The organism is Vibrio sp. Evd11 (genome assembly GCF_900382755.1).
Taxonomy (GTDB): Bacteria; Pseudomonadota; Gammaproteobacteria; order Enterobacterales; family Vibrionaceae; genus Vibrio; species Vibrio lentus.
The window spans coordinates 67,257-86,025 of the sequence record NZ_OSDX01000010.1; the positions used below are offsets into that span (position 1 = coordinate 67,257).

At 45.2% G+C, this 18,769-nt stretch carries 15 protein-coding genes; 1 reads left to right on the forward strand and 14 read right to left on the reverse strand.

Annotation, left to right across the window (positions count from 1 at the left end; genetic code table 11):
• The first annotated feature begins 93 nt into the window (after positions 1-93).
• Entirely contained in the window at positions 94-1,473 is a 1,380-nt protein-coding gene (locus ED652_RS06690) for a PhoH family protein (protein ID WP_076676216.1), read from the forward strand.
• Positions 1,474-1,623: 150 nt separating this feature from the next.
• Here ED652_RS06690 and tldD read toward each other — a convergent pair whose 3' ends face one another.
• The 14 genes from tldD to ED652_RS06760 all read right to left on the reverse strand — a co-directional run bounded on the left by tldD (position 1,624) and on the right by ED652_RS06760 (position 18,750).
• On the reverse strand, positions 1,624-3,069 hold the full coding sequence (tldD, locus tag ED652_RS06695; protein WP_122053968.1) for a metalloprotease TldD: 1,446 nt from the start codon (positions 3,067-3,069) through the stop codon (positions 1,624-1,626).
• Between the two features lie 19 nt (positions 3,070-3,088).
• Complete coding sequence (locus ED652_RS06700; protein ID WP_122053969.1) at positions 3,089-3,901, reverse strand: carbon-nitrogen hydrolase family protein; 813 nt, start codon at positions 3,899-3,901, stop codon at positions 3,089-3,091.
• 74 nt (positions 3,902-3,975) lie between these two features.
• Positions 3,976-7,848, reverse strand: coding sequence for a YhdP family protein (locus ED652_RS06705; RefSeq protein WP_122053971.1), 3,873 nt, complete (start codon positions 7,846-7,848; stop codon positions 3,976-3,978).
• 10 nt (positions 7,849-7,858) lie between these two features.
• Positions 7,859-9,328, reverse strand: a complete 1,470-nt coding sequence (rng, locus tag ED652_RS06710; protein ID WP_122053972.1) for a ribonuclease G — start codon at positions 9,326-9,328, stop codon at positions 7,859-7,861.
• Positions 9,329-9,348: 20 nt separating this feature from the next.
• Complete coding sequence (locus tag ED652_RS06715) at positions 9,349-9,972, reverse strand: nucleoside triphosphate pyrophosphatase (protein ID WP_122053974.1); 624 nt, start codon at positions 9,970-9,972, stop codon at positions 9,349-9,351.
• 7 nt (positions 9,973-9,979) lie between these two features.
• Positions 9,980-10,468 carry a rod shape-determining protein MreD gene (gene mreD / locus ED652_RS06720; RefSeq protein WP_122053976.1) on the reverse strand — a complete coding sequence of 163 codons (489 nt, stop codon included), beginning with the start codon at positions 10,466-10,468 and terminating at the stop codon, positions 9,980-9,982.
• A complete protein-coding gene (mreC, locus tag ED652_RS06725) occupies positions 10,458-11,345 on the reverse strand; it encodes a rod shape-determining protein MreC (protein WP_122053977.1) in 888 nt (295 codons plus the stop codon). Before mreC ends, mreD begins: the two co-directional genes overlap by 11 nt.
• A 93-nt stretch (positions 11,346-11,438) precedes the next feature.
• Positions 11,439-12,482, reverse strand: coding sequence for a rod shape-determining protein (locus tag ED652_RS06730; RefSeq protein WP_122053979.1), 1,044 nt, complete (start codon positions 12,480-12,482; stop codon positions 11,439-11,441).
• Between the two features lie 148 nt (positions 12,483-12,630).
• Positions 12,631-15,921 (reverse strand): polymer-forming cytoskeletal protein, encoded by a 3,291-nt coding sequence (locus ED652_RS06735; RefSeq protein WP_162929925.1) that lies wholly within the window; start codon positions 15,919-15,921, stop codon positions 12,631-12,633.
• Positions 15,918-16,364: an MSHA biogenesis protein MshP gene (locus ED652_RS06740; protein WP_122053982.1), complete on the reverse strand. Its 447-nt coding sequence runs from the start codon at positions 16,362-16,364 to the stop codon at positions 15,918-15,920. Before ED652_RS06740 ends, ED652_RS06735 begins: the two co-directional genes overlap by 4 nt.
• Complete coding sequence (locus ED652_RS06745; RefSeq protein WP_122053983.1) at positions 16,354-17,082, reverse strand: PilW family protein; 729 nt, start codon at positions 17,080-17,082, stop codon at positions 16,354-16,356. Before ED652_RS06745 ends, ED652_RS06740 begins: the two co-directional genes overlap by 11 nt.
• The gene (locus tag ED652_RS06750) at positions 17,082-17,654 is read right to left on the reverse strand and encodes a prepilin-type N-terminal cleavage/methylation domain-containing protein (protein ID WP_122053985.1); all 573 of its coding nucleotides are present in this window, start codon (positions 17,652-17,654) and stop codon (positions 17,082-17,084) included. Before ED652_RS06750 ends, ED652_RS06745 begins: the two co-directional genes overlap by 1 nt.
• Positions 17,651-18,136, reverse strand: a complete 486-nt coding sequence (locus tag ED652_RS06755) for a prepilin-type N-terminal cleavage/methylation domain-containing protein (protein WP_122053986.1) — start codon at positions 18,134-18,136, stop codon at positions 17,651-17,653. The genes ED652_RS06750 and ED652_RS06755 overlap by 4 nt, the downstream gene beginning before the upstream one ends.
• A 146-nt stretch (positions 18,137-18,282) precedes the next feature.
• Positions 18,283-18,750 carry a type II secretion system protein gene (locus ED652_RS06760; protein WP_122053988.1) on the reverse strand — a complete coding sequence of 156 codons (468 nt, stop codon included), beginning with the start codon at positions 18,748-18,750 and terminating at the stop codon, positions 18,283-18,285.
• Positions 18,751-18,769 lie beyond the last annotated feature (19 nt).

The following is an 18,769-nucleotide window of genomic DNA, read 5'->3' on the forward strand; positions in this document are numbered from 1 at the left end:
TTGACTATCAGCAGAATGAGATACTAATCTTTATATGAGCTTTATCTACGTTCAATGAATGCAATACAAGCCGCACGTCGGCAAGGAGATGCTATGGGCGAGACCAACCGGAAGCTATTTGTTTTAGACACCAATATCCTACTTCACGAACCCTTTGCTATATTTTCTTTCCACGAGCACGATGTCGTTATCCCGATGACAGTGCTAGAAGAACTCGACAGAATCAAAGACAGTAAAAGAGACGTTGCTCGAGATGCGAGAATCGCGATTCGAACGCTCGAAGACTTATTCAGGGAAGCCACACCAGATCAAATATCAGAAGGCATTCCTTTTTCTAAAGACATTAACGCATCCGGCAGTATTTCAATACTCGCTGATTACGAACTTCAAGAAAGCATCAAAGCCTTCGCCGATGACAAGGCTGGAGATAACCGAATCCTCAATGCAGTCCTCTATCTTCAAAACAAACGTGCGCCACGCGAAGTCGTTCTTATCACTAAAGACATCAACATGCGCTTGCGAGCCAAAGGCGCTGGTGTTCGCTTCGTTGAAGACTATCAAACCGACCAACTGATTGATGACATCCAATACCTCACCAAAGGCTTTCAACAACTCGAAGGGTCATTCTGGGATGGCATAGATAACGTTGAGAGTAGGAGTTTAGGTGGAAAAACGCTGCACACCTTAGCAAGAGCACCTTTCGATCCAACCTTCCTCAACCAATATGTGATTGACGAAGAAAGCGACTTTGCCGCTCGAGTCGAGGAGATTGAGGCCGAAAGCATTACGCTAAGAGATCTCAGTAGAGAAAGGTTGATGAACCGCAAGACATGGGACATTACACCTAAGAATATCTATCAAGGGATGGCGATTGATGCACTGCTCGACCCTGATATCGATCTCGTGATTCTAACGGGCGCTGCGGGTAGTGGTAAAACACTGTTAGCCATGGCTGCCGCACTTGAACAAACCATAGAACGTAAAAAATTCGATAAGATCATCGTAACCCGAAATACACCCGACATAGGTGAGTCGATTGGTTTCCTTCCCGGAACCGAAGAAGAAAAAATGCTGCCTTGGTTAGCGGCGGTGACCGATACACTGGAAGCTCTGCACAAGAATGATCACTGCACCGAAGGATCGATGAAGTACATCTGCGATAAAGCCAACATCCAGTTCAAATCGATTAACTTCATGCGTGGGCGCTCAATCCAAAATGCGTTTGTACTTTTGGATGAATGTCAGAACCTCACTGCTTCACAAATCAAAACCATCATTACCCGTTGTGGTGAAGGCACCAAGATCGTCTGTTCAGGAAACCTCGCTCAGATAGATTCTTCCTACTTAACCCCTGTGACTTCAGGCTTAACCTACATGGTCGAGCGCTTTAAAGACTTTGAAGGCAGTGCCAATATTCACCTCAATGGTGTGGTACGAAGCCGACTGGCTGAGTTTGCTGAAGAGAACATGTAACGGTTCGATTTAGTAAATCGTACTCCAGAAACAGAAAAGCGCCTCACATTGGAGGCGCTTTTAGCTTTAACTGCAACTGCAACTGCAACTGCAACTGCAACTATAATTTCAACTAGCTTGCTATAACAAATTTGCTGAAGTTGGTCTGAATTACTCAGTACCACCTACCGTTAGAGAATCGAGTTTCAATGTTGGTTGACCAACACCGACTGGAACGCTTTGGCCGGCTTTACCACACACACCGACACCACGATCAAGGCTAAGGTCGTTGCCTACCATAGACACTTGCTGCATCGCTTCGATACCCGAACCGATTAGCGTTGCACCTTTCACTGGGTGAGTGATCTTACCGTTTTCAATCATGTACGCTTCAGAAGCTGAGAACACAAACTTACCAGAAGTAATATCCACCTGACCGCCACCAAAGTTTGGCGCGTAGATGCCTCTTTCAACCGTCGAGATAATCTCTTCAGGAGTATGCTCACCTGGCAGCATGTAAGTGTTAGTCATACGCGGCATTGGAAGATGCGCGTAAGACTCACGACGACCATTACCTGTAGGCTCTACACCCATTAGACGAGCATTAAGCTTATCTTGCATGTAACCTTTTAGGATGCCGTTTTCGATTAGTGTGTTGTACTGACCATTAACGCCTTCATCATCGACGTTCAATGAACCACGCAGATTCGTTAATGTACCGTCATCAACAATCGTACATAGGCTTGATGTGACTTGCTCGCCCACTTTGCCAGAAAATACTGAAGACTCTTTACGGTTGAAGTCACCTTCTAAACCGTGGCCTACCGCTTCATGCAGAAGAACGCCCGGCCAACCCGAACCGAGAACGACAGGCATTGCACCAGCAGGCGCCGCAACCGCTTCAAGGTTAACTAACGCTTGGCGGATTGCTTCATCAGCAAATTGGTAAGCAACCTGAGAACCATTAGCATCACTTAAGAAGAAGTCGTAACCAAAACGACCACCGCCACCAGCACTGCCACGTTCACGACGATCGCCTTTCTGAGCAAGTACGCTAATAGACAAGCGAACCAACGGGCGAATATCACCGGCGAAAGTGCCGTCAGTCGCGGCAACAAGCATCTGCTCATGTACACCACTCAGGCTCACTGAAACCTCAGTAATCATAGGTTCCTTGGTGCGAATGTAAGCATCAAGTGCTTTTAGTAATTCTGTTTTCTGTTGTTTTTCCCAGCTTGCTAGCGGGTTTACCGCGTCATAATAAGCTTGGTTAGAGTTGCGCTTGAAAGCTTGTACCTTGCCGTTTTGGCCTTGCTTAGCGATACCGCGAGCTGCGATTGCACTCTGTTTAAGGCCATCCAATTGGATTTGGTCAGAGTAAGCAAAACCGGTCTTCTCGCCAGATACTGCACGAACGCCAACACCGCAATCGATATTGAAAGAGCCGTCTTTAATAATGCTGTCTTCTAGCACTAAAGATTCGTGCCAGCTTGACTGAAAGTAGATATCAGCATAATCAATTTGGCGGGTAGCAATGCTCGCCAATGTATCTGCGATATTTTGCTCCGTCAGCCCTGTCGGGTTCAGTAGCGCTTCTTCAATTTGATTAATGCTCATAAATGGCTCTTATTTGTAATTAAAATTGATTGGTAAATCGAGAGTGTTGCGCGATTGGCATATTTTGCCTGATTGATTCGCAACTGGATGTGTCTATCTCAACCACCATACTTTTAGGATCTTGGTCTAGCTGTGCGACCACTCGTCCCCATGGATCAACCACCATTGAGTGTCCCCATGTTTCTCTTTGACAAGGATGTTTGCCACCTTGCCCTACCGCGACAATCCACGATTGTGTTTCGATCGCGCGGCATCTTAATAATGCTTCCCAATGCGCTTGACCCGTTACCGCAGTAAACGCTGCTGGTACCACTATGATTTGTGCACCTTGCTTGCGTAACTCTGAATACAAGTGAGGAAAGCGCACATCATAACAAATACTCAAACCTAAGCGACCAAAAGGCGTTTCCGTCGTCACAACTCGGTCACCCGGCGTGAAAATATCCGACTCTCTATAGCACTTGTGCGCATCGGCAACATCCACATCAAACATGTGTAGCTTATCGTAATGAGTCACTAGGCACCCAAAGTCATCAATCACTAGGGTTGTCGTGGTCACGCCTTCAGCTATGCTTATCGGCATACTACCGACAACAATCCACATTCGGTGAAGCTTAGCTAACTCAGATAATTTCTTTTGTAGTGGGCCATCATTTAGAGGCTCAGCATACTGGTGATAGTCGGCTTTACTGCCAAAAACTAACGCGTTTTCAGGGCACACAACCCACTTCGCCCCCAACGCTTTGCACTTTGCTACTTCTTGAGCAAGGTAAGCAAGGTTCAATTCAGGGCTAGGGCCAGATGTCATTTGAATCAACCCAACACTATCCATGTGTCTCGCTCCTCTATTCATTATGATTCAGAAATCGGCATTTGACCGTATATTAACCGACTGGCTTGTATCAACTACTCAGCTAATTTTCTCAATTTTTCGGGTAGCTGGAACTCGCCAGAACTACGAGAAAGCTCACTCACCGTGGGTGAATCCAATGGGCCTTTTACCGAGTAATTCACTTGAGTAAAGACTTCAACCACCGGCGATATAACCGTAGTCACCGCCAATACGTACAGCGCCGTTTGAGGGGTTACCGCAAAGGCCGTTAATACTGGAATACCCGAGGTAATATCTGGGGTAAAATTCACTTCCGCATCAACCTGACGCGTATTCAGGTTAGCGATTCCTTTGATCTGCATCTCGCCTGCGACCGCATCCATGTTCAGATCGTTCGTCAGGAAGATACCGTTTTGAATCTTGCCGGTTCCTGTGATGCTATTGAATGCCATGCCTTTATCAAACACATCCGAGAAATCGAGTTGCATCTTACGGATAATCGAATCTAGGCTAAACAGGCCAAGCAATCGAGCCGCGCCACTTACGTCCGAGATGAAGCCTTTACCCAACTTGGTTTTAACGTTGCCGTCGATGGTATCCATCTGAATACCCCACGGAGAACCGTCCCACTCAAGCTGACCTTCCAACGCAAAAGGTGCTTTTTGAATCCCGGAAGTAATACCGAAGCGCTCCATTAACTCACTGTTATTTTCACCTTCGACATCAATAGATAACGATGAATGACTCTTGTCACCATTCAGTGCCCACCAGCCGCTCACATCGGCTTTGTTGTTTCCGCTTCGGACTTGAATCTTATTCCACTCAAGACGATCGTCTTGTCTTGCTAGCTCAACATCGACCTTACCGACTTTATAGCCTTGCAACCAAAAATCGTTCAGTGTGAGCTTAAGATTAGGCATCGCATCATAGATCTTTTTATCGAGTTCAGAGATCAATGGTGCTTCTTGCTCTTTCCGTTGCAGCAGTTGTTCTTGATTTGCTTTATCACTCCACTCAGGAACAAACAAATGCAGGCGATCTAGAGACACTGTTAGATCGTAAGGGGGCAAGTAATTGATATCCCCTTCAATCTCTTGGCTAGAAACTTCCATCTGCCACGCTTGTTTGTTCTTGCGAGCACTAAAATCGACATCATTCCAAGCTATGCCGCCTAAGATCAGCTCTTTACTTTCAAAAGTAATACGGCTAGGCGCAGGAATGGTTGGCGTATTCATTTGGCTAAGTACAGCGGTTGATGGCTTCACGGGTTCCATCACAACCGACAACCAATCATCGGCATTAAATTTATCAGTACGAATTAAGGCATGATGCCCAACAACAGGACTAATTTTATAACCACCACGCCCCAACACTAAATTGGTTGCAGTAAGCTTAGGAACCTCACCCGTAATATCAATTTCAGCCTGATACTTGGTATTCGGCAATTGCAGACGCGCAGTAATAGCTTCTTGGTTACCCGAGGCTTGCAGTCTAGCAGAACCACTCTCCAAGGATTTTTTCGCCAATGGATAAGGGTAATCACTGGCTAAATACTTAAGATCTGACTGTAAGTCTAACTGGTAACTAAAACCTATATCGTTGAGCTGAATATCAATCTGACTTTGCCATTGCGCATGACCCGATAGGCGACTCAACCACTGCTCGCCAATATAAGGCTCTAGAGGTTTCACGTCCCAATCACCTAAAACATCGATATCAACCGCATAACCAGGACCGTCATTCAGGCCTTTAAAATCAACAGAGATGCCCTGTTTTAGTAAGTCAGCGGCTAAACCATTCGCCGTAATAACATCATTATCAAACTCAATACGTCCGGTGGTGTTTTCGAGCACCATTGGCGGAGCTTCAATCTCAACATGGTTATCTTTAAGATCGGCATAGCCCCACGCTCTTGGCTCTTTTTCTGAATCAAAAGGAATATTGAGTTGGAATTCAGACGATACATCACCGCTCACTTGCAGCGCCGTTAACGCAGCACCCACAGAGTCGACTAATGGTGAGGCCGTCATGTAATCACGAACCGCATTACCTGAAGCCGTAGCCTTCGCTTCAATCTCGATATGACCGCCTTCCCCTAAATAAGGAATACGCCCAGTAATACGGTCAGCCGTTACGTCCATCAATTGAGCAGAGCGCGAATCAAGATGCATCGCATCATTTTCAAACAGGAGATCAAGCTGAAGATCGGTAATCAGTGGCCACGCCGTATCAAAACTGAACTTCGCGTTTTCTAGGCCAACCCAAACTTGGAAGATCCCATCATGGTTAGTATATGGGTATTGCCCCAGTTCACCATGCCATAACAGTTTCACCGTATCAGCTTTGCCCGCTTGAATCGCAGTTGAAAGGTAATCGGTTAGATCTTGCCCAAGTGCCAACGTCGGTAAATAACGCCATGTTTCACCCACATTGTAAGCGTCCGCTTCACCGTAGAAAGACAAGAATGGGCTCGCATCCTTTGGAAAGTCTAAGCGAAATGCGCCTAGTACTTGTAAGTCTGGCGTGGCTGCCGTGATTTTGTCCGACCACAGTTTCCAGCCGCTTTCATCTTGCTGCCAAACAATATCAACCAGACCCTGTTTAATATTCAGAGGTGCTTGGAAAACATCACCATAAGGAAACACATCGTCAATAACGTGAAGGCTAGCTTTCGCTTCCGAAGCCGAACCAAACACACTACCTGACACTTGGCTAAAACCGGGCACTAACTCCCACTGTTCAATCGCCAGATCAGAAAAGCTCGCTGAATAACGTAAGCTTTCGATGCCTGAATCCATTGAGACCCGAATATCAGAAACGGATCCACCCGGCTTCAACGAATTGATCATTTTGGTTGATTGCGCAGAATCTGGCATCAACTTGATTAACGGGGTAATAGTTTCCACATCAAGTTCAGAAACATTAAGTTCCCACGGGCCTTTATTCCATTTGAAGGCAACATCGAGTTCAGGCCAAGGCCTATCATCCGTTCTAAGGTTAAGTGAGTGACCATTCACTTGCCAACCATCATCAATGGGAGACAACTTAAAAACGCCTGATTCAAACATCAAATCATGTTGACCATCTTCGTTCCAGCTCAACTCCGAAGGCAGCACTTCTACGTAGGCATTTACCGGCTTGCTGTTTTGCAGGGTAACCCAACTATTCAAACTAACCGTGCCCGTTTCTATACCGGATTCAGCCTGCATATAACGGGTTAACCATGGTTTAACCGAGATATTGTCTGCACTCACATAGAACTCACCAGTTACATCGGTCAATGAACCACCATCGACAAAGTTAGCACTTACTGACAACGAGTTAAGATTGGCGTCTTTAATGCTAACCACACCTTCCGCGAGGTGGTGCTTACCTGAGTTTTTCCACTTTAAGGTTTCGATATCGAGCTGACGTTCTTCATCAGAGATGGTTCGATAAAGAAGAGAGGAATCTTTGGCGGTCACATCCACTAACGTTTTGAGGAGTAAGTTATCCAGCTCTTGCATCACCCGCTTTGAAGAGCCTGATTTTTTAGGTTTATCTTTGCCGTTCTGACCGGCAAACAGATCGACCGAACGTATATCCAGATACATTCGATTCATTACAAGGTCGGCAACAACAGGGCGCATCTGTACTAGAGATTGAATCAAATCAAATTCAACTTCGACACGTTCAACAGAGAAGGTCACATCTTCAGCATTAGGAAGACGAGCTTGAACGCCTTGCAGCGCAATAGAGGGATGAGTGTTACGCCAAAAGCCACCCACATCTTGAATAGAAAACTCAAAACCGGAATGTTGGTTTACCCAAAGCTCAATTTCAGATTGATACTTATTTAAATTGGGCAAGGCGACACGCAGTGTAGTCACAGCAATGGCTAGCGTTACTAAGAGAGTAACCACTAACCACAGACACGTACGTAAAATCAGAGTAACACTAGAACTCACAAAATATCCATTACATCATAACGACATCAAACTGCTCTTGTATGTACAGAGGCTCAGCCTGAATTTTCACTTGTTTACCAATAAAGACTTCAAGCTCAGCAAGCGCATGAGACTCTTCACCCTCTAATGCCTCGGCAACCGCTGCTGCCGCATAAACCACGAACTTATCCGCATCGTACGCACGATTTACACGAGTAATTTCTCGAAGTATTTCATAACAAACGGTTTCGACTGTCTTCACACTGCCACGCCCTTCACAGGCTGGGCAGCTAGAACACAGAATATGCTCAATACTTTCACGGGTACGTTTACGAGTCATCTCAACCAAACCAAGCTGTGTGAAGCCATTGATGTTGGTTTTCACACGGTCTTTATCGAGCGCCGCTTCTAAAGAAGTTAGTACTCGCTTACGGTGTTCTTCAGACAACATATCAATAAAGTCGATAATGATGATGCCACCTAAATTACGCAGGCGAAGTTGACGAGCAATCGCTTGTGTCGCTTCTACGTTGGTATTGAAAATCGTCTCTTCTAGATTACGACGACCAACAAAGGCACCAGTGTTGATATCAACAGTGGTCATCGCTTCTGTTTGGTCGATAATCAGATATCCACCAGACTTCAATTCTACTTTACGATCCAGTGAACGTTGAATCTCATTCTCAGTGTCGTACATATCGAAGATCGGTTTATCACCTTCATACAGCTCAAGCTTATCGGTAAGCTCAGGTACGTACTCCGAAGTAAACTCTTTCAGATTTTCAAATTCTAGTCGAGAATCGACCTGAATCTTACTCAGCTCAGTGCCCACAAAATCACGTAAGATACGCTGACTTAAGCACAGCTCACCATATAAGCGCGTACGAGCCTTATGCTTACCACGGCGCTCTACTACTTTGAGCCACAAACGCTTCAAGAAAGCGGCGTCTTGCTCAAGCTCATGAAAATCAGCGCCTTCAGCGGCAGTACGGATGATAAAACCACCGTGTTCATCACAGTAACGAGATACGACTTTTTTAAGACGATTACGTTCTGATTCGCTTTCAATACGCTGGGAAACACCGACATGACTTGCTCCCGGCATAAACACCAAGTAACGAGATGGCAAGGTGATATCAGTCGTTAAACGAGCACCCTTTGTTCCAAGAGGATCTTTAACGACCTGAACCACAATATCCTGACCTTGACGAACAAGCTCAGAAATATCACGTACCTGAAACTGCTTCTTTTCATTTTCAGCAACACATTCAGTGTGCGGAACAATGTCTGAGGCATGTAAAAATGCTGCTTTCTCAAGGCCTATATCCACAAATGCAGCCTGCATTCCGGGAAGAACACGGCTTACACGTCCTTTATAGATATTTCCTACGATACCGCGTCGAGCATCTCGTTCGACATGGATCTCTTGAAGAGCTCCCCCTTCAATCATGGCCACACGAGTTTCACTCGGGGTCACGTTCAGCAACAATTCAGCACTCATGGTGCACCTCAGATTAGTAATTATAAGAATTCTTGCAGTAGCTGGTCCGTTTCAAACAAAGGTAAGCCGACAACGGCGTAATAACTACCTTCAATTCGGGTGACAAAGCGTCCACCCAAACCTTGAATCCCATAGCTACCGGCTTTATCGCATGGCTCCCCTGTTTGCCAGTATTGTTCTATTTCTTTTTCACTGAGGGGTTTAAACCATACGTCGGTAATAATGATTTCTGTTTTTTGTTTTTCAGCAGAAACGACAGAAACGGCCGTCATTACTTGATGACGTTCATTCGCTAACTGAGTAAGCATACGCTTAGAATCAGCAAGGTCTGCAGGCTTCTCGAGCACTTGCCCTTGGCTAACGACTACGGTATCAGAACCGAGTACAACAGCATCCAAGCTAGGAACTACAGTATCAGAACCAGGAACGACATGCTGCTCTTCAGAAACATTAACTTGTAATAAAGAGAGTGCCGCTAAGGCTTTATCTAAAGATAGTCGCTTAACGTACTCTTCGGCGGTTTCTTGGGCGTGTTTATACTCTTCAACATCGGTTACGAGGACAGAGAACTCATAACCGAGTTGCGATAGTAATTCTTTGCGGCGTGGTGAGCCGGATGCCAAAACTAAATGTTTCTTTTCCATCGTCACGCTACCTCACATGCCAATGGCGACGCACGCGCCTCATTAATAAAAACATCCAAGGCCAAAGTATACAGTTTATCAATGCACCCCATAACGATAACGGATTAAAAACAACATCTTGGATCAAATATTCACCAAAGAATACCAACAGTTCAAGCAACACCGTTAACGCGGCAATGATCATCGCTTGCTGCCATAACGCCATGTTACGAATGACGAGGAAGTTCATCGCAATAATGTACATCACTATCGCCATCATCATACCTCGAATACCTAGAGTAGAGCCGATCAAAAGGTCCCACAATAAGCCTAGAATCAAAGCACTACCTACGTTAACACGATGCGGCAGAGCCAAAACCCAGTAACACGTAACCAGCAGTAACCAAGATGGTCTAAATAGGTCTAAACTACCAGGCCAAGGGATCGTTTGCAGAATCAGTGCTACTAAAAATGAGCAGCCAATTACGACCTTGCTTCTTAAAACGCTATTGGCCATCTTCACCCTCTAACAATGCTTGTTCTATGCTGGATTGATCCGCTTGCATCTGTTTGTTTTCATCAGGCCATACTAGCAGCAAGTATCTGAGCTTATCGAACTCAACCACAGGCTCCGCTTTGATAACGGCAAACTCACGTTTCGGGTCGTAATCAACGGCAGTAACGTAGGCGACTGGATAACCTTCTGGATATACTCCACCAAGACCCGATGTCACCAATAGATCTTCTTCTTGTATATCGGTACTGGTTGGAATGTGCTCTAGCTGGATCTCATCAATCATGCCATTGCCCGAAGCGATCACTCGAATATCATTACGAATAACCTGAACAGGAATTGCGTTGTTTGCGTCAGTCAGTAACAGGACACGACTATTATGAGCAGCAACAAAAGTCACTTGGCCGACAATGCCTTTTTCGTTGATCACCGGTTGACCTTCATACACCCCATCAATCTGACCTTTGTCGATCACAACTTGATGACGATATGGTGAAGTGTCTACCGCCATAACTTCTGTGACGACTTTCTTCTCATCACGGATAAACGGAGATCCTAACAACTTACGGAGGCGCTTGTTTTCTTCTTGATATTGCTCAAGCAGAATCAGCTCGCTCTTCAAGCGCAAGACTTCTCTTTTAATATTATGGTTGGACTTAATTAGCCCTTGTCGGGTACTAAAACGATCGTATACACCATCGAACATAGTGCGAGGCAAGTTGGCTGCATATTGAATAGGCGCGACCATGCTGTTTAATAAATAGCGAACATTTGAGAAAGCATCTAAACGACTATCAGCCAGCATAAGGCTGGCTGATAAAATTACAGCAAAAAACAGGCGCAATTGTAGAGAGGGGCCTCTACCAAAAATTGGCTTCATTCTATATTTGATCCTAGGGCTACATTTGATCCTATAGATAAGGTCCTAGGCTCTTTACATAAAACGAAATATAAAAGAGCCTAACACTAGATATTATTCTTCGCTAAACAGGTCACCACCGTGCATGTCAATCATCTCTAGGGCTTTACCGCCACCTAGAGCAACACACGTAAGTGGCTCTTCTGCAATAACAACTGGGATACCCGTTTCTTCTGTGAGTAGGCGGTCAAGATCTTTAAGCAGTGCACCGCCACCTGTGAGTACCATACCGTTTTCTGAAATATCAGAAGCTAACTCGGGTGGGCACTGCTCTAATGCGACCATTACAGCCGATACAATACCTGATAGAGGTTCTTGAAGTGCTTCAAGGATTTCGTTTGAGTTTAGGCTAAAGCTACGAGGTACACCTTCAGCAAGGTTACGACCACGAACTTCGATCTCTTCGACTTCATCACCAGGGTAAGCTGAACCGATTTCGTGTTTGATCTTCTCTGCTGTCGCTTCACCGATCAAGCTGCCGTAGTTACGACGAACATAGTTGATGATCGCCTCATCAAAACGGTCACCGCCGATACGTACAGAAGATGAGTAAACCACACCGTTTAGTGAGATAACCGCAACTTCAGTCGTACCACCACCGATATCAACTACCATTGAACCCGTTGGCTCGGATACGCGTAAGCCTGCACCAATCGCAGCAGCCATAGGCTCATCGATTAGATAAACCTCTCGAGCACCAGCACCTAGCGCTGATTCACGGATAGCACGACGCTCTACTTGCGTTGAACCACAAGGTACACAAACCAAAACACGAGGGCTTGGTTTAAGGACACTGTTGTCATGCACTTGTTTAATGAAGTGCTGAAGCATTTTTTCCGTTACGTAAAAATCAGCAATTACGCCATCTTTCATTGGACGGATCGCTGAAATGTTGCCAGGCGTACGGCCAAGCATTTGCTTAGCATCATGACCAACAGCAGCGACACTCTTTCCAGAACCGACTCGATCTTGGCGAATCGCAACAACGGAAGGCTCATCAAGAACAATGCCTTGGCCTTTAACATAAATAAGGGTATTGGCAGTACCTAAGTCAATCGATAGGTCGTTTGAAAACATGCCACGAAGCTTTTTAAACATATTCTTCGCTCATCCTGCAAGAATTAGAAGATAAAAAATTGCACTAAATGTACCAATACCTTGCTATTACGGCAAGGTATTGGTGTGTAAAGGTGGTTAGAAACGTCATATTACTACAGTAACTTAACTTAAATCAGAAAACCAAGGGCTATGGGCGATTAAGTCGATCAGGCTCTCCACGATAGATAACCCGATCATTACCTCGATGAATGCCGAAGGTTACAATGGAAGAAGGGTCTTCATCTCCTTGATCTCGCCAGTTAAATTGTAACCAAGGCTGACTTCCTTGTGACCAGGCACAAGAAATACCGTTAGGTTGAGCACTGCCTTGGCGTAAAAACAAGTGAACTTGCTCCCGTTGATTTGTCGTTTGCTTGGCAAATACAGTATCGCCTTGACCGGCTGATATCACCCCAATCTCTGGCTCACTGGTTAATAACGTATCACTGACTGCCGGTTCAGCCTCTGTCCAAACAATATCCCGACACTGTAAGCTCGTATCAAACTGACTATTATCATCTTGCACATTGGTCTGGAAACCCTGTTTACCTTGCCAATACTCAACCCTTAACGGCACATGAATGCTTTGACCCGAATTCCCGGCAACATCATCTAACATCATACGCCCATAACGTACATCCGGCTGGTTCAATAACTCTTGATGTAGAGTGGAAGGGCTCCCGCTCATTATTTTAAATTGGGTAGGATCGAGGCTATCACTCACACTGTCATCGTTTTTGTCTAACGTTAAACTTAAGTGACTGTCTATCGTCACGCTACTATCTATCGTGCGCGCAGAGTTATAAGGGCCATCGGGTAGCGACGCGCCGAGGGTCGCGCTCTCCAATTTTCTCCAAACGACTCTGTTATCCCATGATTGTGCCCAAACCGCACCGCTCCAATTACTTGCTGTTAACTCACTATCACTGATGTCTAACCGAGCAGAGTAAGCCCCCCACAAAAAGAAAGCACCTTTCAAATAATCGGCAAAATTTCCATAATTGCTGGTCGGCTTGTCTGCAGCACTAAACGCGGTGATAGCAAAGTCAACCTGTTTGAAAGGTTGCCCCATATAAGTCGACCCTCCCTGAGAATCGGGAGCAGTCCAATCTGACTGCGTGATCCTAAAATAATCTGGGTAGAAACGGCCTATCGTTTGATTATCCACATTCAGTGACATTGATAAATACATTGCGGAAGTCTTCATTTTTAATGACCCGACTTCTTGCCATGAAAATCTCAGAGTTTTTTGACGAGTTGACCCAACCTTGTCGTTAGGCATAAAAGTGTAGTCGCCAGGGAAACGATCATTCGCTAAGTTACCCAGCACGCCTGTATTTGGGTATGCTAACTCAAGCCCCACACTTAACGGTGCAGCATGGCCTGTCTCTGAATAATAGTTAAACGTGGTTTGATATTGGCACTCATCGCTTGGAGGTGACTGATAAAACTGAGGGTGAACAATCGGCTTAAAGGTCGCTCTAAACTCCTCGCCAGCTGAAATAAAATAGCCGGCTATCTCATCCGTTTTAGCCGGATTTTCAATCGTCCCGTCACTATTTTCAACATCACAAATCGCAATTTTCCATGGGCGCGATTGGACCATAAATTGACCTTTCAACGCTCCCCCTTCAACGGGACAATAGGCCTCATCACATTGAAAATTATTATCGGTAATCGTTACCAATATTTGCCCTGCATCTTGGAAGGTCAGTCTGGCATTGCGATTAGAATCAGTCAGATCTGCATTGAATTGTAGAAGGCCAGGAAACGCGGAGGCTGTCACTGGTTTTTGGTAAGAATATGACGCCGAAGGAGACCCTACGTACCCCAAATCAATTAACTGCCCACTATTGCTGCACGCTTTGACTTTAATAGGAACATCAATGGGTTTCCCCGCAATAACGCTTTGATCGCTTACTTCAAATTTATAAGGCACATATTTAATGGTATCACTATCACTTAAAGTAATCGTATTTGATACTTTCAGTGAAGCAGAAAGCGAGTAGTTACCAACAGTATTAGGGGTATTATTTATCACACGAAATTTTGAAATCCCCCCGGCTTCGGACACAAACTGAATATCTAAGTTTGTGCCACTATCTTGACTGAGGGTCGGTCGATACCCTTCAAGTAAGTTACCGTCACCATCTAACACAGACACTTCAACCATATTCTCTGGGGTGCTTTCACACGTAAGGTGGTAATTACGTGGATTAACTTCAATTTTTTCAGCGGCGGGGGGGGAATCACCACTGCACACTCTGACACTTGTTTCGGGGCAGTTTGATGGTGCGTAGCTGCAGTTTGGATCATTAAAGCCGCAATGTAATGATGTATTCACAGTGGATATAGGGGCTAAATGAGATGTTAGCGAACCACAAATAAGTGCGTTAGATAGATCAATGTCGTACCACGCGTCAATCGCACTATGTTCGTCATAAACGGCATTATTGGTACCAGTCATCTTCACCGCTTGCCCTGTAGATGTGACTGTTCCGCACACTTTCGTGTTGTGTAAGTTAATTTTTTGTAACGCGGTTACATCCCCATAAACCTCGTTCGATGAGCCTGTCGTTTCAACCTGGGTGCCATGACTGACCACATTACCAACCACTTTTGTATCATTCAATCTTACGTAACTCAGCGCAACAATATCACCATTGACTTCGTTTCCGGTACCAGTGATGTCAACGGTGGCCCCTTGACTTTCTATGTTACCGTTAACTTTTGTTTCATTAAGTTCAACTTTATTAAAGGCGATAATATTGCCATCAATTTGATTGCCCGTTCCCTTCACCGACACATAATTCGTGCTGCTGGCTATATTCCCGGTCACTTGTACATTTTCGAGGTATATATGACCAACGGCATTAACACCCCCTTTGATTTCATTATTACTGCCGCGCACAGAAACAAACCCATTCGGACTTTGGTTCAACACCCCACCTAGCAACTTTACTCCGTTACTTTCTGCAGAAATATGGTAGCCAGCCGGACCAACCGAGGTTTTCCCCGTCACAACAATATCTGGACCGACAAACATGATGGTTGCTTGAACAGTATGCAGTGAAACAGGGGAAGCCAGCGTACCCACTTGGTTATTGCCGGGAAAATTCATGCCTTTTTTCACGGTAAGAAGCACGGTCTTATCCTTCGGTCCACTCCACACGATGCGATCCCCAACATTAAAGTTGATCCATCCGTTAGAGGCATGGCAAACATACTGATAAGAATTAGTCTTATATTCCAGCACCCCACCAGGACAGATACCCACATTAGGGTTGTATAAGTCATAGACCTTAGCGGAAACGGAAGCGGAAAATAACATTAACACCATAAATAGCCCAGCGAGAGCCTTGAAGATCCTCTCTAGCCAATTCTGCTCTGTGTTTAATTGGGTTCGTTGTCTGAACCCTTTATTTGGCTGTATATTCACTCTTTTACCCATACCTCTTGCACTCGCTCAACCTGTAACCTACCACTTCCGCAAATCACCTTGGCTTCTACTTTATAAAAGCGTTGATTATTCAAGTCTCCGACCCGCATACAACTCATACGAGGCGCTTGGCATGGTTCGGCTGTCACTAAGTTTGGACGAGCTCCACTGATGGTATTTGTGCACATCGAATCGAACGCCGCAGAAGTCGAGAGTAAAGGAATAGGGTATAATTGCGTTAGCGCCCACTCATTAGCGGAGTGTGATAACAGCCAAGCTTGGGTACCCAGTTGCTCTCTCGTTAAGCTGTCGCTATTTGACCACCCGACTCGCGTTAGTGAATGCGCTAAAAAACCCATCACCACGATAACAAAAACAACCACAATTAATACGTTACCACTTTGATAACGTTGATAACGTTGATAACGTTGACTACGGAACATTAAGCACCTGGACATCTTGTTGGTAAACGCTGCGTTCACTATTTTGCTCCACAACCAAGTCAATATGAACAAGGCCACCTCGCTGGAGAGTCGGATCTAAATATTTAAAGCCGCTCTTCGATCCCACTATGCTGTCTGCGACCGTTAAAGGCAACGCATCCTGTAACGACTGCCTAGTAATGATATTACCCACAACGCAATACTCCACAATGTCATTGGGATCAAAAATATAATGGCGATCCGCAATTGAACGACTGACCAAGTTTTTGGCTTCCCCCACAAGCGTAAAATGCCCGTTGTTTTTATTTTGGTTTCCGACATCGAATGTATTTATGGGGAGTAAGTCTTCTCTACGAGTGGGGTTAATCACCATGCTTAATCCATTGGGAATGGTTGTTATCTCACTTCCATCGTCATTATTGTCCCCAACAAGAAAGTCGATATCTTGACCAATAGCCGAGTAAATACCAGAAAAGTGAATAGGGATAAAAGAGAGACACGAGCCGGAGGCTTGAAAACTATTTGGAACAGCATCACGAAATTCTCGTGATAACTTTTCCAAAATAAACTGCGCTTGAGTTTGTACTCTTTGTCGATTGATCGAATCGGCATACCCTTTGGTTCCCGACTCGACAAAGCCAGCGATAGCGAGCACCATAATAACGCCAACCACCATCGTCAATACCATCTCTATTAAAGTAAAACCCCGAACTTTCATCAAAAGTTTCCTTTATAAGCAGTGAGGACAAATCGGCCACTTTGTCCTGCAAAAATGGTCATGTTGATCCGTTTTAAATGACCGACTCCATCGCTGTCCAAGGCGCCATCATAAACCACATCAATCTCGACCCTGAAATTTCGGTAGCTCTCTTGAACGTCGTCCCCAAGCACACTTTGTAAAGGCCACGGCGGGCCTACTGAGCACTGAGATTGTGTCGTCTCGGTATACCAACATCCAATAAAGTCATCCACATCATTAAAATCACGGAGTTGAGTTTCTCCATCTGCACCTAATTGGGAAGGCAATGTACATTGCTCTTGCTGGCTCCCCACATCGCCTTCTCCACATCGAACTTCCCCCCCATTGGGGTCACTGTTTTGATCGAAGCCACGAGCCAGGATTTGGCTCATAAAACTTTGCCCTAATGCAACTGCGCGCGTTTGATAATGCGCAGATGCAGAATCGCTAATTTGAGGAACCAAAAAAGAAGTAAACGACAGCATTGCAATTCCGAGTATCACGATCGCGACGATCATTTCGATTAATGTCATCCCGCGATGAAAGGTCATGAACAGCTCCCTTTTGAGACATAGCCTTGGGGGTTGATGCTGACTAGGCATTGACTTTGATTCGCGTTTTCACGAATGGAAATCGTAATATCTGCGCCACTCACGTTCAGCGGATTCCCCAATAAATCAAAATCAATTAGGCTCGTTGATCCTATTTGGCTAAATGTCAGTGAAGCATCAGCAATCCAATCGCTGCGGTGTTCACGCTGGGCAGCGCTCAGCCCACAACTCTCAGAAGAACCAAGGCAATCGGGGCTGACTTGCAAGCGAAAGTGGCCATCATGCCCACTCACATTGGATTGCATTCGATTCACTTGAATCTGACGAATAATTGAAATCACCTGCTCCTGAGCAGCCATTGCAGAAAAGCTCGACGTACCGATATAGCGGCTTGCCGCATAAGAAGAGAGGATAGCAACGATAATAATAACGATGATCAGCTCTACCAGAGTAAAGCCGTTGGGTGTGGGGCTGTTATCCATCATGAGCCTCTAACTGCCTAGCGAATACTGATTATACAAGATAACGAAACTAACGATCTTATGTATATGAATAGTTTTGATATTTATGTGCATTGGATAGAAAAAAGGCCAGCAGGAGCTGGCCTTTTATATCTAAAGAACAGTAATTACTGGCATGCACCAGCAATAGCGCCAGCACCTGTAGAGCTAACTACTCGAGCCGTTGCTTGCGCTGCAGAAGTAGCCGAAGTGTAACGAACACATTGAGCGGTAAAACCTTCAAAACCATAATCGGTTGTTCCCCCAGCACTAACAGATGAGTCAGCCAGGTGTGCAAAGCCATCCATATCAAACGCAGCTTCAATACCTGCTGAAGTAGCTGTTGGGTAACCCCAGATAGTTTGAACTCCTTCAACATTCACAGGTGTAGATGAAGCTTCCCTGCCTTCAATTGCAGCCTTACCAAATACGATACCGGAAGCACCATTCATAGCTCCAGCTAAACCTTGAAGCGCTGAGTCCCTCGCATCATCTTGCAGGTTTAAGAAACGGGGTGCCGCAGTTACAGCAAGAATACCCAGAATAACAATTACAACCACTAGTTCAATTAGGGTGAAACCGCCTTGTCTTTTCATAATTAAGCTCTTTATATTA

What these genes read in the sequence shown, in the direction of transcription:
- ED652_RS06690 (WP_076676216.1), top strand. Translation starts at nt 94, where the DNA reads ATGGGCGAGACCAACCGGAAGCTATTTGTTTTAGACACCAATATCCTA.
- tldD (WP_122053968.1), bottom strand. Translation starts at nt 3,069, where the DNA reads ATGAGCATTAATCAAATTGAAGAAGCGCTACTGAACCCGACAGGGCTG.
- ED652_RS06700 (WP_122053969.1), bottom strand. Translation starts at nt 3,901, where the DNA reads ATGGATAGTGTTGGGTTGATTCAAATGACATCTGGCCCTAGCCCTGAA.
- rng (WP_122053972.1), bottom strand. Translation starts at nt 9,328, where the DNA reads ATGAGTGCTGAATTGTTGCTGAACGTGACCCCGAGTGAAACTCGTGTG.
- ED652_RS06715 (WP_122053974.1), bottom strand. Translation starts at nt 9,972, where the DNA reads ATGGAAAAGAAACATTTAGTTTTGGCATCCGGCTCACCACGCCGCAAA.
- mreD (WP_122053976.1), bottom strand. Translation starts at nt 10,468, where the DNA reads ATGGCCAATAGCGTTTTAAGAAGCAAGGTCGTAATTGGCTGCTCATTT.
- mreC (WP_122053977.1), bottom strand. Translation starts at nt 11,345, where the DNA reads ATGAAGCCAATTTTTGGTAGAGGCCCCTCTCTACAATTGCGCCTGTTT.
- ED652_RS06730 (WP_122053979.1), bottom strand. Translation starts at nt 12,482, where the DNA reads ATGTTTAAAAAGCTTCGTGGCATGTTTTCAAACGACCTATCGATTGAC.
- ED652_RS06740 (WP_122053982.1), bottom strand. Translation starts at nt 16,364, where the DNA reads ATGTTCCGTAGTCAACGTTATCAACGTTATCAACGTTATCAAAGTGGT.
- ED652_RS06745 (WP_122053983.1), bottom strand. Translation starts at nt 17,082, where the DNA reads ATGAAAGTTCGGGGTTTTACTTTAATAGAGATGGTATTGACGATGGTG.
- ED652_RS06750 (WP_122053985.1), bottom strand. Translation starts at nt 17,654, where the DNA reads ATGACCTTTCATCGCGGGATGACATTAATCGAAATGATCGTCGCGATC.
- ED652_RS06755 (WP_122053986.1), bottom strand. Translation starts at nt 18,136, where the DNA reads ATGGATAACAGCCCCACACCCAACGGCTTTACTCTGGTAGAGCTGATC.
- ED652_RS06760 (WP_122053988.1), bottom strand. Translation starts at nt 18,750, where the DNA reads ATGAAAAGACAAGGCGGTTTCACCCTAATTGAACTAGTGGTTGTAATT.